Consider the following 15,962-nt stretch of genomic DNA (forward strand, 5'->3'; position numbering starts at 1 on the left):
GGATACCTTTGAGCACCATCCCAACGGAAACGCCATGTCGCAGTTGATCACCCCGGACCTGCTGGACAGCCTGCCCATCCGCATCTACCTCGTGGACCGCGAGCACCGCGCCCGGGGACTGGACGGGCGTGAGCTGGAGACGCCCGGAGCCGTCCACGACTCCGATTGCCGCCTCTGCACGGCCCTGACCGAGCAGTGCCCCATCCGGCTCAGCCTGGCGGACGGGCGTCGGCGCCACCTGGAGCTGCCGCCCCACATGTGCGGCGGCGAGCACTACCTCGAGCTGGACATCCTGCCCCTCAAGGGACCCGAGGGCGGCGTGCTGGTCCTGGAGCGCGAGCTGGACCTGCAGGACCTGGAGCTCAGCCGGACGGACGCCGGCCTGGAGCGCCAGATTCGCCAGCTGGACATCCTGAACCAGGTGCTGGCCGCCCTGCAGCAGAGTCGAGACCTGGACCGCATCCTGCGGATCATCCTGGCCGGCCTGACCTTCGGCAAGGGGCTGGAGTTCAACCGCGCCTTCTTCTTCGAGCGCCAGGGCGACGAGATCGTCGGCCGGCTGGCGGTGGGCCCGCTCTCCGGCGAGGAGGCCGCGCGGATCTGGAACCGCGGCGACCTGACGGACTTGAGCCTAGGCGAGCTCTTCCAGAACCTGGGTCCCGAGGAGGACGACCGGCCCATCCAGCGCCGGGTGGAGAGCATCCGCTTCCACCTGCTGGCCGCCGCGCCTCAGCTGCGCGCGGCCCTGGACCGGCCGGGTTGCACGTGCCTGCGCGTGCCCGAGCTGCGCGAGCCGGGCAGCCTCTGCCTGCTGGACCTGACGGGTAGCTCCGAGTCCTGGCTGGCGCCCGTGCGCGTGCCGGCCAGTCCGGGCCGCGAGGCGGAGGAGACCCGGGGCTTTCTGCTGGTGGACAACGCCATCACCAACCGCCCGCCCACCAGCGACCACCTGGACGCGCTGGTCAGCTGCGCGCGGCACCTGGGCTTCGCGCTGGAGCGCGCCCGCATGAACCAGGAGCTGGACCACCGGCTGGAGGAACTCCAGGAGGCCTACCAGCAGCTGGACCGCGGCCAGGAGCTGCTGCTCAAGAGCGAGAAGATGGCCGCCGTGGGACGCGTGACGGGCAACCTGGCCCACGAGATCAAGACGCCGCTGATGTCCATCGGCGGCTTCGCACGCCTCTTGGTGCGGGAGTTGGAGGGCCAGGAGAAGCCGCGCTCCCACGCGGACCTGGTGCTGCGGGAGTGCAAGCGCATCGAGCGGATCCTCGAGGCGCTGATGGACTACGGCGCGCCCCAGATCCTGCGCCGCGACCGGCTGGACCTGCGCGAGCGTCTGCTGCAGCTGCGCGACCGGCTGGAGGACGCCTTCCGCGAGCGCGGCATCCAGCTCAGCGTGGACACGCCCGCCGAGCCCTGCTGGGTCTGGGGCGACGTGCTGCGGTTGGATCAAATGCTCCACGCCCAGGTGCAGAACGTGCTGGACCTGAACGAGGTCCGGCGGGACGGCGTGCGGCGCTGCAGCCTGCTCAGCATCAGCCTGCGCCTGGAGGCCGAGGGTCTCTCGATCTCCGTGGCCGACGACGGACCGGGCGTGCCCGTGACCCTGCTCGACACCCTGTTCGAACCCTTTGTCAGCGGCCGGGACGGCGCCCTGGGACTGGGCTTGGCCCAGGCCCGCGACATCGCCCGCCTGCACGAGGGCGAGTTGCGCCTGCTGCAGCCCGGCCGGCTGGGCGGCGCGGAGTTCATCACCACCCTGCATGGGAGGAATCATGGCCAGGATCCTGTTCGCGGATGACGACGAGTCCCTGAGGCTGCTCTACCGCGAGGAATTCGGCGCGGACGGGCACGAGCTGCTCTTCGCCTCCACGGGCCGCGAGGCCGTGGAGCTGGCGCGCCGGGAGCGCCCCGACCTGATCGTGATGGACATCCGCATGCCCGAGATGGACGGCCTGGAGGCCATGGGGCGCATCGTGGCCGAGGACAACGAGGTGCCCGTGATCATCTACAGCGCCTTCCCGCACCACAAGGAGGACTTTTCCAGCTGGCTGGCCGACGCCTATCTGGTCAAGTCCATGGACCTGGGCGAGTTGAAGCGCGTCATCGATCGCAAACTGGGCGAGCGCGGACCCGCCTGAGGTCCCGCCGCCCTCCGCCGTCTCACAGAAAGGGGCTTCCATGCCTGCCCGCTTCCACTCTCACGGCCACGCGCTGGGCTTGGCCGCCCTGCTCCTGCTGGGGCTGGCCGCGCCGCCCGCCGCCCGCGCCGCGGACGATTACGACGCCTTCTTCAGCCTGAGCATCCCGGGTCCCGAGGGCGGGCCGAAGAAGGGCGGGGCCAAGGACGAGAAGCCGCCCTTCGCCGAGGTGCTGGCCGGGGCGGACACCCTGGGCGGGCTGTTCACGCTCTACCACCTGCCGCGCACCGACGCCTGCTGGCTGGAGATCCAGCCCGACCAGTTGGGCCGGGACTATATCCTCTCCTTCACCCAGGAGACCGGCGCGGGCGGGCAGGGCGTGCTGGCCGGCGTGCCCGCCGGGCACATGGTGGTGCGCTTCGACAAGGTGGGCGAGCGCATCCTGCTCACCCGCCGCAACCTGATGTTCCGCGCCGCGGCCGAGCCCGCCGCCGCCATGGTGGAGCGTTCGCGCAGCGATTCGCCCCTGGCCAGTTTCAAGCTGGCCGCCCAGGCCGAACCCGAGCGCGGCTCGTGGCTGGTGCCGCTCAACGACTGGTTCCTGGGCGATCCCCTGCGCACGGCTCAGCGCCTGAAGCATGCCCTGGGCTCGGACTTCAGCCCCGTGGAGGGCCGCGGACGCTGGACGCGCCTGCAGAGCTTCCCGGCCAACCTCGAGCTGGGCGCGCGGCTGGGCTTCCAGACCGAGCGGCCCGCCCAGGGCTGGAGCCTGCTGGAGGATCCACGCGCGCTGGAGATCGAGGTGCGGGCCAGTCTGTCGGAGCTGCCCGCCGCGCCCTTCACGCCCCGCCTGGCCGACCCGCGGGTGGGCTACTTCGAGACGGGCTGGCGGCTCTGGGGCGACGACGGCCGCGAGGATCCGATGGTCCACGTGGCCAACCGCTGGCGGCTGGAGAAGCGCGAACCGGAGGCCGCCCTGTCCGAGCCCGTCCAGCCCATCGTCTACTGGCTGGAGAACACCATTCCCGCGGAGTATCGCGCCGCCGTCCGCCGGGGCGCCGAACTCTGGAACCTGGCCTTCGAGCGGGCGGGCTTCCAGAACGCCTTCGTGGTGAAGCAGATGCCCGACGACGCGGACTGGGATCCGGCGGACATCCGCTACAACACCATCCGCTGGATCTCGTCCAACGAGCCCTCCTTCGGCGCCATGGGACCCAGCCAGGTCAATCCTTACACGGGCGAGATCCTCAACGCCGACATCGTGGTGGAAGCCGACATGGTGCGGCGCGTGGCCTGGGGCTGGCGGGCCAGTATCGCGCCGCTGGGTCGGCGCGCGGCGGACGCGGGCCAGGAAGCGGCTCTGCCCGCCGCGGGCGAGGGCCTGCTGCTGGCGCTCCAGCAGGCGGGCGAACGGCAGGCCGCGGCCTGGGCGGATCCCGAGCAGGGCGGCGTCCACTCCTGCAGCGTCGCCCAGGAGCTGGCCGAGCAGGCCGGGCTGGCCGGCGCGCGGCTGGCCTCCGCCGGCCAATTGGCGCCGGGTGATCCGCTGCCCTGGCCCATCGTGGAGCAGTACCTGATCCAGGTGGTGGCGCACGAAGTGGGCCACACCCTGGGCCTGCGCCACAACTTCGCGGCCAGCGCCCTGCTGCCCTTCGCCGGCCTCTGGGACTCCACGGCCACGGGGGCGACGGGCCTGACCGGCTCGGTGATGGAGTACAACGGGGCCTGCGTGGCCCTGGACCCGGCCCGCCAGGGCGATTACTACACGCGCACCTTGGGACCCTACGACCTGTTCGCCATCGAGTGGGGCTACCGGCCCACGGGGGAGACGGATCCCGCCGCGGACGCCCGGGCCCTGCAGCCGCTGCTGGAGCGCTCCGCGCGCGAGGCGGGCCTGCGCTACGGCACGGACGAGGACGCCTACGACGTGCGCGGCTGGGGCAGCGCCGTGGATCCGGGCATCCGCGTCTTCGACCTGTCATCTGACGAGGAGGCCTGGACGCGCCACCAGCTGGAGCTGGCCCGTGCGCTGCTGGCCACGGGGCCGGAGCAGATCCTCACGCCGGGCGACGATCCGGCCCTCTACCGGCGCGCCTGGGAGCGGGCCTTCGGCGCCTACTGGGCCGCGCTGGAGCCGCTGCCCCGCTACGTGGGCGCGCTGGAATACCGCCGTCAGCCCTGGGGCCAGGGGGTGGATCCGCTGCAGGCCTGGGCCGTGGACGAGCAGCGCGCGCTGCTGGACCTGCTGCTGGCGGCGGCGCTGGATCCGGCTCCCTGGCGGGGAGCGGGCCCGGCCCTGGAGCGCTTCGGACCCGGCTGGAGCTGGAGTTTCGACGGCTCGCGCGAGGTGGAGCGGCTGGACACGCCGCTGCGCGGCTGGCTGGCCGAGCAACGGGGCCGCCTGCTGGCCGATCTCTACTGCCCGGCCCGGCTCTCCCGCGTGGTGGAGCTGGAGGCCCGCCTGCCCAAGGGGCGCGTGCTGGGCCTGGACGAGCTCTTCGCCAAGGTGCGGACCGGCATCTGGAGCCAGGCGCCCGCCGATCCGGCGGCCCGCGACCTGCAGCGCCTGCACGTGGGCCTCTTGAGCGAGCTTTTGTTGGAGAAGAAGCTGCGCGAGCTGCCCGAGGACGCGCGCCTGCTGGCCCGGGCGGACTTGCAGGGCATCCGCGCCCAGCTGGCGGCCTGGCAGAAGTCGGCGGGCGGCGACCGCCTGCAGGCCCAGCACCTGCAGGACCTGGCGGAGCGAATCACGCTGGCCCTGGAGCGGGAGCGGGCCAAACTGTAGCCCGCCCAGCCAGACAGACAACAAAAGCGCGCGTTCCCCGGGGGGACGCGCGCTTTTTCAGCGTCATGAAGAGCGCCGCAAGGCTCAGTAGGCGGTGGCGAACAGGACGCGCCGCGCGCTGGGCTGGCCGCTGAACACGCAGGTGCCGGGCTCGTCCGCCCAGTCAAAGGGCAGGCAGCGGATGGTGGCCTTGGTGGCCTCCTTGATGGCCGCCTCGGTTTCGCCCGTGCCGTCCCAGTGGGCTTCCACCCATTTGCGCTCCTGGATCGCCTGCTGGAACTCCGCCCAGCTCTCCACGCGCACGGTGCCCGCCGTGCGTCGCTCCAGCGCCTGCTGGTAGAGTTCGGCCTGCATGGTCTCCAGGATGCCGGCGATCCCGGCCTCCAGCTCGGCCAGGCTGAGAATCCGCTTCTGGCGGTCGTGGCGTGTCACCAGACAGACGCTGCCCTGGGCCGCGTCGCGCGGGCCGATCTCCAGCCGGAAGGGGATGCCCTGCTGGACCCAGCCGAAGAAGCGGTCCGCCGGACGCTTGTCCGTGTCGGAATCCCAGATCACTTTCAACGCGCCCAGTTGGCTCTGCAGCAGCTCAAAGGCCCGGCGGGCGAAGGGTTCTACCGAGGCCCGCTCCTCGTCGTTCTTCCAGAGCGGCACCACCACGCCCAGCTTGGGGGCCAGCCGGGGCGGCACCACCAGCCCGTCGTCATCGGAGTGGGCCATGATCAGCGCGCCCACCAGCCGCGTGGAGACGCCCCACGAGGTGGTCCAGGCCAGCTGCTCGATGTTGTCGCGTCCGGTGAATTTGATCTCGAAGGCCCGGGCGAAGTTCTGCCCCAGGTTGTGGCTGGTGCCCATCTGCAGGGCCTTGCCGTCCTGCATGAAGCCCTCGATGCAGTAGGTGGCCACGGCGCCGGGGAACTTTTCTTTCTCGGTCTTGCGGCCCTTGATCACCGGGATGGCCAGCACGTCCTCGGAGAAGGCGCGGTAGACCTCGAGCATCTTCAGCGTCTCGTCCTGGGCTTCCTCCGCCGTCTCGTGGGCCGTGTGGCCCTCCTGCCAGAGGAACTCGCTGGTGCGCAGGAAGAGGCGCGTGCGCATCTCCCAGCGCAGCACGTTGGCCCACTGGTTGATCAGGATGGGCAGCTCGCGCCAGCTGGTCAGCCACTTGGCGTACATGTGGCCGATGATGGTCTCGCTGGTGGGGCGGATGTAGAGCGGCTCGTCGAGCTTCTTGCCGCCGCCGTGGGTGACCACGGCACATTCCGGCGCGAAGCCCTCCACGTGCTCGGCCTCCTTGGTCATGAAGGACTCAGGGATGAGCAGCGGGAAGTAGGCGTTGACGTGGCCGGTCTCCTTGAAGCGGCGGTCCAGGTCCGCCTGCATGCTCTCCCAGAGGGCGTAACCCGTGGGACGGATGACCATGGCGCCCTTGACGGGCGAGTAGTCGGCCAGCTGGCCGGCCTTGATGACGTCCAGGTACCACTCGGAGTAGTCCTGGGAACGGGCGGTGATGTTGCGGGCCACGGTGCGTCCTTTGTTGTCAGGGATTGGCGCCCCAAGGTACGCAACGAGGGCCGGCCGGCGGAAGGGGCCAGAAGCCGGCCGCCGGCGCACTGACAACCTTCAAGACAACTCTGTGTCTCTGTGACTCTGTGGTGGTTCTCTCCAGCGGCATCAACTCAGGGCCGGGCCCGAAAGCGCTCCCAGGCCGCCAGCGCTTCCTGCCGACCCTGGACGGGATCCGGCTGCGCCGCCGGGTAGCCCGTGGCCGCCCGCTCAAGGGGTGTCAGCGTCCAGGCCCGGCGGGCCGTCTCCAGGGAGAGCGAGTTCAGTTCGGGCAGCCAGCGCCTCAGCAGGCGCCCGTCGGGATCTGCGCGCTCGGCCTGCCTTTCCGGGCTGAAGAGCCGGAACCAGGGCTGGGCGTCCACGCCGCAACCCGCGCACCACTGCCAGTTCATGGCGTTCAGCGCCGGGTCCCAGTCCACCAGCCACTCCTCGAAGACCTTGAGTCCGTCCGTCCAGGGCTGGCCCAGCTGCTTGACCAGCCAGGTGCCCGTCATCATCCGCAGGCGGTTGTGGATCCAGCCCTCCGCGTAGAGCTGGCGCTGGGCGGCATCCACGATGGGAATGCCCGTCCGGCCTGCGCGCCAGGCGGCCAGCCGTGCGGCGTCCGGGCGGCGCGGAAAGTCCCGCCAGGCCGGGGCGACGGGTTCCCAGGCCAGGTCGGGATGCTCGCGCAAGAGGGCCAGGGCGTACTCACGCCAGATCAGCTGGCGCTGCAGGCTGCGGGCCCGGGCCGCCCGGGCGGGATCCCGCGCCTCCTCGTCCAGGGCCTGCCAGACCGTGCGCGGGCCCAGCTCGCCCCGGGCCAGCCAGGGCGAAAGAAAGGACGAACCGCCGCCGTCGGCGCGCTCCCAGGCGGCGGGATCCGCCGGCCAATCCGCCTCCCGGAAGGCCTGCAGGCGGGCCAGCGCCGCGGCCTCGCCGGGTTGCCAGTTGCCGGCGGGCAGGGCCGGGGCGGCGGGGAGATCCGCCAGGCGCAGGCGGTAGTTCGCCAGCTCGGCGGGGAGCGCGCCCAGCCAGGGATGTTGGTCCGGCTCCGGTCGCGGTGCGCTGATCTCCACCCGGGACACGAAGAGGCGCTGGAAGGCCGAGAAGGAGCGCGGCAGGCGCCCGGCCGGGCCGATCAACAGCTCGGGCTGGGGACAGAGGCCTGGTTCGTGCAGGATGGGAGTCAGGCCTGCCACCACCAGCCGGGTCCGCGCCGCGGCGGCGGCGGCGGGATCGCCCAGATCCAGCTGCACTTCGCGGCGCGGATCCAGCCCGCGCAGCGCGTCCCAGGCCGCTGCGTCCAGTCGGCGGGCGTCCAGCACGGGCCGGCCGGCAGCTTCCGCCTCCGCCAGAAAGAGGCGCAGGCTGCGGGCGCGCCAGGCACCGGACCGCTCCGGCAGCGGCGGGGCGGGGTCCAGGATCAGCAGCGCGGGTTCGTCCCGGGCCACCGCCAGAGCGGGATTGTCGTGCCGGCGCAGGCTGTGGGTCAACCAGACGAGAGTCATGGGGCCTCCTTTCTATTCCAACGTGGCACTTGCTGCGGAGCCCACCGCCATGCCGCCGCTGTCCAGCGCGCAGGACGAATCGCCGAGTTGGTGTCAGGCACCGTGCCTGGCACCGTGCCTGACACGGCAGAGACACCGCGGCGGACAGCGCTGGTGTCTGGCACGATGCCTGACACCAGCCTGCTCAACCTTTGCCCTCAGTCCAGTTGGAATTCCCGTGCCCTCACCCCACCTTCCCTCCGCTTGTCCAGCTTTGCGGAGATCCTCATGAACCGTCGCACCCTGATGGCTGCCGGCCTCGGCCTGGCCCTGTTGTCCACGGCCCGGGCCGCTGTCTACACCACCTATCACTGGCACCAGCAGCAGCCCATCTACTGGCCGCAGACCTCGGCCCTGGGTCCGCCGGCCATCGAGACGGCCTGGGAATCCATCCAGCGTAGGAACGCCGGAGCCGCCCACCCGGAGAATGACGTGGCCGAGATCTTCAGCGTGGCCGACCGCGTGGCCGCCTACCAGGGCCGGATGCGCGACGCCGTGGGCCTGATGAGCGGTCCCAGTTCCGGCGCCCAGGTGAGCTACGCGGGCTGCCTGATCGACAACATCGCCAGCCTGGGCGCGCACTTTTCCCTGGGCTACAGCCCGTCGTGGAACCAGGGCATCCGCCAGGCCCGCGGCTGGCTCACGCCGGGCGGCCTGCCGCGCCTGGACCTGGTGCTGACGCCCTACCACCACAGCATCGCGCCCCTGATCGACGAAGAGGCCCTGCGGATGGAGATCCGCATCGCCAAGCTGGCCCACGCCCGGGCCTGGGGCAGCGCGCCGGGGCTCTCGTCGGGCTTCTTCCCGCCGGAGATGTGCTTCAGCGAACGCATCATCCCCGTGCTGGCGGAGGAAGGAGTTCAGTGGACTTTCGTCCCCAATACCCACCTCAGCCGGGCCTGCGCGAACTTTCCGCTGATCCTGGGCACGGGGGGCGAGAACTGTGATCCGCCCAACCGCGCCGACCAGCTCAATCCCGCCCAGAGCACCTGGTGGAGCCGCACCATCAGCCGCGGCTGCACGCCCACCAATGCCGCTCCCTTTGCGATGCGGCCCCACAAGGCCGAGTATGTGAACCCCGAAACGGGCGTGGCCAGCTCCGTCACCGTGGTGCCGATGGAGATGGCCATGAGCTGGCAGGACGGCTACCAGATGTACGGGCTGGAGGACATCAACCAGGTGGCGGCGACCAGCGAGGCCGCCCAGCCGCTGCTCATTGTGCTGGGCCACGACGGCGACAACGCCTGGGGCGGCGGCTACAGCTACTACCTGGAGAGCGTGCCCCAGTTCACCAGCCAGGCCGTGGCCGCGGGCTACACGCCCACCGTCGTGCAGCAGTATCTGCTAGAGCATCCGGTCTCCGCCGCGGACCTCGTCCACGTGGAGGACGGCGGCTGGGTGAACGCCGACGGCGATTTCGGCAGCCCGGATTTCATCAACTGGAACTGGCCCCTCACCGGCCCCGACGGCTTCGACATCCCCGGCGGCTGGGCCGAGGACGAGCGCAACTGGGCCGTGATCACCGCCGCCCAGAACTACGTGCAGACCGCCGCCGAGCTGGACGGCAACGTGGATCCCGCCAGCGTGATGGACCCCGTGGCCCATCCGGCCAGCGCGGCCGAACTGGCGTGGCACCACTTCCTGCCCGCGCTGGAGAGCGGCTACATGTATTACGGCGCGGCGCTGGACATGGAACTCAAGCCCACCGTGGCCTGCAACACGGCCATCGGCCACGCCAGCCAGGTGATCGGCTCCGGCGCGGGGGAGACCACGCCGCCCACCATCTGGGCGCCCCAGCAACTGCCCCACAATCCGGGCGAGACGGGCTTCGGCAGCCTCTGGGGCTACACGCCCACCTTCCACAGCCGCGACTTCTGGATCTGGAGTTTCGTGCACGACGTCTCCGGCCTGGACAGCGTGAGCTGGCACTACCGCATTGACGCCGACGGACTGAACCCGCTGGGCAGCCACCAGAACGAGACCTTCGCCGGCGGGCCGGAAGTGGGCTCCTGGCGCAGCCGGCCCATGAACCGCCGCGTGTTTCCCACGGGCAACGTCTACAACGACCCCAACATCAACTTCTCCGTGCTGCCCACGGCCATCGCTGATGAATACTGGATCCACGTGACGGAGCCCGAGCTGACCGCCACCGGCGGCCTGCTCATCGACTATTACGTGGAAGCCCGGGACACGCGCGGCAACGTCAAGAAGAGCCCCATCCTGCACACCTGGATCGGCACGGGCGAGGGCCAGGGCGGCGGAACGGGGGACGAGCGCGTCTCCTGGTGGCCCGTGCCCGCCCAGGCCGGCCAGGCCTTCACCGTGCAGTACCGGCTGGAGGGCGGTCCGCTGCCGGCGGGAACGAACCCCGTCTATCTGCACTACGGCTTCAACGGCTGGGAGGGCGTGGCGGACGTGGCCCTCAGCTGGGCGGCAGACAGCGCGGCCTGGCGCGGCACTCTGACCCTGCCCCAGGGCGCCGAGCAGGTGGACTTCGTGTTCCACGACAACCTGGGCCACTGGGACAACCACAGCGGCCAGGACTGGCACGTGCCCGTGGAAGGCGCGGCGGCGGACTGGGTAATGGACGGCGCGCTGGATCCGGACGCCCTGCTGCTGGCCCAGAATGCGGGTCTGCAGCTCTGGGGCGGCTGGAACGGCAGCCGGCTCTACCTGGCGGGCACGCCGGCCCAGAACGCGCGCGACCATTTCCTCTTCGTGTCCGCGCCCCCCGGCGCCCTGCGCGCCGCGCCCTGGGCCAAGGCCGGCCAGGTGGCGGGCTGGGGCGGCTATCTGGCCAACGAGGTTAGCAACGGCTGGTGCGGCTGGTTCGACGCCGGCGCCGGGGCGCCGGTTCAGGCCCGCGGCGCCGTGCTCGAGGGCAGCCTGGATCCCGCCGCGCTCTTCGGCGCGCTGCCGGACACGGTTTGGCTGGCGCTGGGCGCCTTTGGCAACGCCGATGGCGGCGCTCTGCAGGCGCAGGTCCCGCTCGCGCTCGACGGCGACGGCAGTCTGGAGGCCGGGGAATGGCTGGCCTTCCCGCTGGCCACGCCCGGGTTCGGGTCGGTGGAGGATTTGAGCATTCTACGGCAGGCGGACGGCAGCATCCGGCTGGCCTGGACGGCGCCGACCCCGCCGGCGGGCTGGACGCTGGCCGGCTTCGCGGTGGAGGGCTCGCCCACGGGCTACGGCGGCTGGCAGGGCCTGGCTCTGACCGGGGCCACCAGCTGGACGGATGGTGCCACCCCCGGCCTGCCCCAGCGCGGCTATCGCGTGCGGGCCCGCTACGAGCGGCGCTGAGCGTCTCCCGCGGTTTTCACCACAGAGATGCAGAGGCACAGTTTTTTTGGGGGAGTATTGCCGGAGTGGGGGTGGCTTAGCCTGTCAGACATGGTGCACACGAGGGCTTGAAGAATCAAAGATGAACTGGACCGCGTGAGGTGAAGGCCAGTGGTCTGACCGCCCAGGCACTAGTTCCAACCGCAGGGCAGAGATTGCAAGAGATAGAAAGGCAGGCTGTGGGATGATCCACGCTCCAGCTTCACTCCAGCTTTCCGTGTCTCTGTGTCTCCGTGTCTCTGTGTTTGTTCCAAGAACGGGAAAGGCGTGAGCCCGCTAACGGGCATCGCGGCCGCGCTGGGCGCGGCCCTCCTCTGGGTGTTGGCCACGCGCCTCTTCCAGGGCGCCGGCAGCCGCCTGCCCGCGCTGGAACTCAACCTCTGCAAGGGCGCCTGCGCTCTGCTGCTCTTCAGCCTGACCCTGCCCTTCACCCTCCCCGGCACTCCGCGGCCCGACGGCGCGGCCCTGGGCCTGCTGGTCCTCTCCGGTGTGCTGGGCATCGGACTGGGGGACACGGCCTACTTCCGCGCGCTGGGCGTGCTGGGCACCCGCCGGGTCCTGCTGCTGGAACTGCTGGCCGCGCCCACGGCGGCCGGGCTCTCCTGGCTGGCGCTGCAGGAGACGCTGCGCCCCGCGGCCTGGCTGGGCCTGGGGCTGACCCTGGTCGGCGTGGGCCTGGCGGTCTGGGGGGGATTCCGCCCGGAGGGCGCGCGTCGCCTCCCGCCCGCCGCGCTGCTCTGGGGCCTGCTGGCCGCGCTCTGCCAAGGCGGCGGCCTGGTGCTGGCCCGCGGGGCCTTCCACGCCACCGGAATGGATCCCGCGCTGGCGGCGGGTCTCCGGCTGGCGGCCGGGGAGGCGGCGCTGCTACTGGCCTGGTCCTTCAGTTCTACCGGGGCGGGCCGGCGGGCCTGGCAGGCTCTGCGCACGGATCGGCTCTGGCTGCGCGTGGCCGGCGCGGCCCTGCTGGGCACCTGGCTGGGCATCTGGCTGCAGCAGGTCTCGCTGGCGCGCCTGCCCGCGGGCGTGGCCCAGACCCTGCTCTCCACGGCCCCGCTCTTCGCCCTGCTGCTGGCCCGCCTGTCCGGACGCCGGACGGGCGCCCTGGCCTGGGCGGGGGCAGCCCTGGCCCTGGCGGGCATCTTTCTGCTCAGCTCGGGCCTCGGCCGGGCCTGATCCTGGTTGAAGGTCTCCTGGGTATCACACCACAGGGACACAGAGGCACAGAGAGCTGATGCAGATCAACTCAGGAAGAACATGGTGGGGGTGAGGGGGCCGAAACCAGTGAGACCTACAACCAGGCTGGCCAATCGACCACTGTCCAATCAGAAGACCACCGCTTGTTTGTTTTCTCTGTGTCTCCGTGGCTCTGTGTTCGTTCCAAGATTGAGCAGGGCCTGAGCCCACTGCCGGGCAACCCGGCGCGCCGCGTGCTACCTTGGGCCATGCGAGGACCACTTCCCACTTTCAACTTGATTCTCGGTCTACTGCTGAGCGCCTGGACGCTGGGTTGCGGCGGCCGACCCGCCCCCGGACCGGCCAGCCGGCGGGAGGCCGATTTGGTGCGGCCGGTGGGCCACGCGCTGGCCCAGGCCTTGCAGCACGGGCTGCGGGCCGAGCTGCTGGGCGCGCTGGAAGCCGGCGGACCGGCGGGCGCCGTGCGCGTCTGCAGCGTCCGGGCCCAGCAGCTGGCGCAGGAGCTGGGCGCGGCGGCCTCGCCTCCAGCCGAGCTGCGCCGGGTGAGCCGCCGGGCGCGCAACCCCCTGGACGCCCCAGACGAGTGGGATCTCCAGGCGCTGGAGCTGTTCGAGGGCGCGGAGCGCGACTCGGGCCACCTGCCGGAGGACTGGGTGCTGCGTCTGGAGCGGGCGGGCGAACTGCGCTACCGCTACTACACGCCCATCGTGACGGGCGCGCCCTGCCTGGCCTGTCACGGGGAGACTTTGTCGGACACGGTGCGCGCGGTGCTGGCCACGCTCTACCCCCAAGATCCGGCCACGGGCTATCGCGAAGGCGAGCTGCGCGGCCTCGTGCGGGTGGAACTGGACGCCGCCGCTTTTTCCAACTAGAGGACGAGCATGAATTTTCCCCCGCCCTTCTACCGCTGGCGGCCTCATCCCTGGCACGGTCTGGACGTCGGACCCGAGCCGCCGCGCCGCCTCAATGCCTACATCGAAATCACGCCCTTCGACCTGGTCAAATACGAAGTGGACAAGGCCACGGGCTACCTGCGCGTGGACCGGCCCCAGCGCACCAGTTCCCAGCCGCCGGCGCTATATGGCTTCGTGCCGCGCACCTACTGCGGCCGCCGGGTGGGCGCGCTCTCGCCCACGGCCAGCCGCGGGGACGGCGACCCGTTGGACATCTGCGTGATCAGCGAGCGGCCCGTCAACCGCAGCGAAGTCATCCTGACGGCCAAGGTGCTGGGCGGGATCCAGATGGTGGACGGGGGCGAGGCCGATGACAAGATCATCGCCGTGCTGGCCAACGACAACATCTGGGGCGGGGCGGAAAGCCTGGACGACGTGCCCCACGTGCTGATCGAGCGTCTGCGCCACTATTTCTCCACCTACAAGTTGATCCCGGGCAAGGAGTCCGACATCGAGGCGGAAGTGATCTACGACGTGGAGCACGCGCTGCGGGTGGTGGAGGCCTCCATGGCCGACTACGCCGAGGAGTTCGGTGGCTGAGGAACCCTTCCGCGATCCCCTGGCCGAGCTGCTGGGGGAGGCGGGTCTGGGCCGCTGCCTGGACCTGGCCTCCGGCCGGGGCGCCTTCAGCGGCCGGCTGGCCGCGCTGGCACCGGCCACCTGCTGGATCCTGCTGGACACGGACTTGGCGCAGCTGCGCGAGGCTCGGGCCGGGCTGGGTCCGCAGCTGGGCGCACCCCTGCTGCCGCTCCAGTCCCGGGCCGAGCGCGTGCCGCTGGCCGCGGGCAGCCTGGACACGGTGGCCCTCTCCTTTTCCCTGCACCATCTGGGGCGGCCGGGTCGCGTGCTGCGCGAGGCCTGCCGCCTGCTGAAGCCCGGCGGGCGGCTGATCCTGGCCGAACCGCTGGCGGACGGCCTGCGCCCGCTGCAGACCATCCACCGCGACCTGCACCACCTCTCGGCCCGGCTGGACCGCCGGCTGGGGCGCTGCCACCGGCCCACCTATCCGCTGCGCGCGCTACGCCGGCTTTTGGACGGGCTGCCGCTGGCCTGGCGCTCGACCTGCTGGCGGCCGGCGGATCTGCCGCCCACGGAAACGGCCCAGCTGGCTCCCGTGCTGGACACGCTGAGCCGCCTGGACGCCGAACTGCGGCGCCGCCACCTGCCCGGTCTGCGACGCCGGCTGGCGGAGATCCGGGTCCGCGTGGAGCGCGAGGGCTACGGTTGCCAGACCCAATACCTGGCCGTGGGAGTGCGCCGATGACGACCGCCTGGGAGGGCCCGGCCGAGCTGCGTCAGCAGTTCCTGCTGGACCCGGAGATCGCCTTCCTCAACCACGGCTCCTTCGGGGCCTGCCCGCGACCTGTGCTGGCCCGCCAGGGCGAACTGCGCACCCGGTTGGAGCAGGAGCCTGTCCGCTTCTTGTATCACCACCTGCCGGAGTGGCTGGCGGAGGCCCGGGCCGCCCTGGCCAGCGCCTTGGATTGCGCGGGTTCCGAGCTGGCCTACCAGGTCAACGTCACGGCGGCCCTGAACCTGGTGATCCGCTGTCTGCCCCTGCAGGCCGGTGACGAGATCCTGCTGGGCGACCACGAGTACGGCGCGCTGCTGCGCGCCTGGCAGGCCGAGGCCGGGCGGCGCGGGCTGCGGATTCGCGTGGTGGAGCTGCCCTGGCCGCGGCCCACGGCGGAGGCCCTGGTCCAGGCCTTTGAAGTCGCCGCCGGCCCCGCCACGCGGGTCCTGTTCTTCAGCCACATCTCCTCGCCCACGGCCCTGCGCCTGCCGGCGGAGGAACTGGTGGCCCTGGCCCGCCGGCGCGGCTGGCTCAGCCTGGTGGACGGCGCCCACGCGCCGGGCCAGCTGCCGCTTTCCATCCGCGCCCTGGACGCCGACGTCTACGCGGGCAACTGCCACAAGTGGCTGCTGGCCCCCAAGGGTTGCGGCTTCCTGCAGGTGCCGGCGCGCCACCAGGCTTGGGTGGAGCCGCTGGTCACGAGCTGGGGCAACCAGAACCGCCCGGAGGCCGAGCGGCGCGGCGCCTTCCTGGATGAGCTGGAGTGGGCGGGTACCACGGATCCCTGCGCCTGGCTGGCCCTGCCCGCGGCGCTGGAATTCCGCCGCCGCTGGGACTGGGACGAGCGCGCCGCCCTGGGCCGGGAACGGCTCCAGGAGTGGGGTGACCGGCTCTGCGCGCGGCTGGGCCTGGAGCGCGTCACCGAGCGCGACCCGAGCCTGCAGATGCTGGCCCTGGGTCTGCCGCCGCTGGATGCTGTCGCCCTGCACGGCGCTCTGTTCGAGCGCTTCGGCGTGGAAGTGCCGGCCCACGAGTTCCGTGGCCGGCCGCTGCTGCGCGTCTCGCTGCAGCCCTATAACCGCGAGGCGGACCTGCTGCGCTTGGAGCAGGCGCTGGCAGCCCTGCTGCCGCGCTGAGCGCCACGGCGCACGCACAAGGGGGACC

General features: G+C 71.4%; 11 protein-coding genes. 9 read left to right on the forward strand and 2 right to left on the reverse strand.

Annotated features, from left to right (window positions below; translation table 11 throughout):
• The first annotated feature begins 34 nt into the window (after window positions 1–34).
• From WC326_10110 to WC326_10120, 3 genes are read left to right on the forward strand one after another with little or no spacing between them, the layout of a single operon-like run.
• Complete coding sequence (locus WC326_10110) at window positions 35–1,801, forward strand: HAMP domain-containing sensor histidine kinase (protein ID MFA7331413.1); 1,767 nt, start codon at window positions 35–37, stop codon at window positions 1,799–1,801.
• On the forward strand, window positions 1,776–2,141 hold the full coding sequence (locus WC326_10115) for a response regulator (protein ID MFA7331414.1): 366 nt from the start codon (window positions 1,776–1,778) through the stop codon (window positions 2,139–2,141). Before WC326_10110 ends, WC326_10115 begins: the two co-directional genes overlap by 26 nt.
• A 40-nt stretch (window positions 2,142–2,181) precedes the next feature.
• A complete protein-coding gene (locus tag WC326_10120) occupies window positions 2,182–4,926 on the forward strand; it encodes a zinc-dependent metalloprotease (protein MFA7331415.1) in 2,745 nt (914 codons plus the stop codon).
• An 84-nt stretch (window positions 4,927–5,010) separates the two neighbouring features.
• On the opposite strand, the gene proS is transcribed toward WC326_10120, so the two are convergent.
• Together proS and WC326_10130 are read right to left on the reverse strand one after the other, a co-directional pair.
• Window positions 5,011–6,447: a proline--tRNA ligase gene (gene proS, locus WC326_10125; protein ID MFA7331416.1), complete on the reverse strand. Its 1,437-nt coding sequence runs from the start codon at window positions 6,445–6,447 to the stop codon at window positions 5,011–5,013.
• A 155-nt stretch (window positions 6,448–6,602) separates the two neighbouring features.
• Window positions 6,603–7,979 (reverse strand): FAD-binding domain-containing protein, encoded by a 1,377-nt coding sequence (locus WC326_10130; GenBank protein ID MFA7331417.1) that lies wholly within the window; start codon window positions 7,977–7,979, stop codon window positions 6,603–6,605.
• A 267-nt stretch (window positions 7,980–8,246) separates the two neighbouring features.
• Between WC326_10130 and WC326_10135 the strand changes: the two genes are divergently transcribed.
• The 6 genes from WC326_10135 to WC326_10160 all read left to right on the forward strand — a co-directional run bounded on the left by WC326_10135 (window position 8,247) and on the right by WC326_10160 (window position 15,934).
• Window positions 8,247–11,318: a carbohydrate-binding protein gene (locus tag WC326_10135; GenBank protein ID MFA7331418.1), complete on the forward strand. Its 3,072-nt coding sequence runs from the start codon at window positions 8,247–8,249 to the stop codon at window positions 11,316–11,318.
• Between the two features lie 306 nt (window positions 11,319–11,624).
• Window positions 11,625–12,530 (forward strand): EamA family transporter, encoded by a 906-nt coding sequence (locus tag WC326_10140; GenBank protein MFA7331419.1) that lies wholly within the window; start codon window positions 11,625–11,627, stop codon window positions 12,528–12,530.
• 269 nt (window positions 12,531–12,799) lie between these two features.
• Window positions 12,800–13,423 carry a DUF3365 domain-containing protein gene (locus WC326_10145; protein ID MFA7331420.1) on the forward strand — a complete coding sequence of 208 codons (624 nt, stop codon included), beginning with the start codon at window positions 12,800–12,802 and terminating at the stop codon, window positions 13,421–13,423.
• Between the two features lie 9 nt (window positions 13,424–13,432).
• Entirely contained in the window at window positions 13,433–14,044 is a 612-nt protein-coding gene (locus WC326_10150) for an inorganic pyrophosphatase (GenBank protein ID MFA7331421.1), read from the forward strand.
• Window positions 14,037–14,768, forward strand: a complete 732-nt coding sequence (locus WC326_10155; protein ID MFA7331422.1) for a class I SAM-dependent methyltransferase — start codon at window positions 14,037–14,039, stop codon at window positions 14,766–14,768. The genes WC326_10150 and WC326_10155 overlap by 8 nt, the downstream gene beginning before the upstream one ends.
• Window positions 14,765–15,934 (forward strand): aminotransferase class V-fold PLP-dependent enzyme, encoded by a 1,170-nt coding sequence (locus tag WC326_10160; GenBank protein ID MFA7331423.1) that lies wholly within the window; start codon window positions 14,765–14,767, stop codon window positions 15,932–15,934. Before WC326_10155 ends, WC326_10160 begins: the two co-directional genes overlap by 4 nt.
• Window positions 15,935–15,962: the final 28 nt, after the last annotated feature.

Source organism: Candidatus Delongbacteria bacterium, from assembly GCA_041675285.1.
In the GTDB taxonomy this organism is placed as follows: domain Bacteria; phylum CAIWAD01; class CAIWAD01; order CAIWAD01; family CAIWAD01; genus CAIWAD01.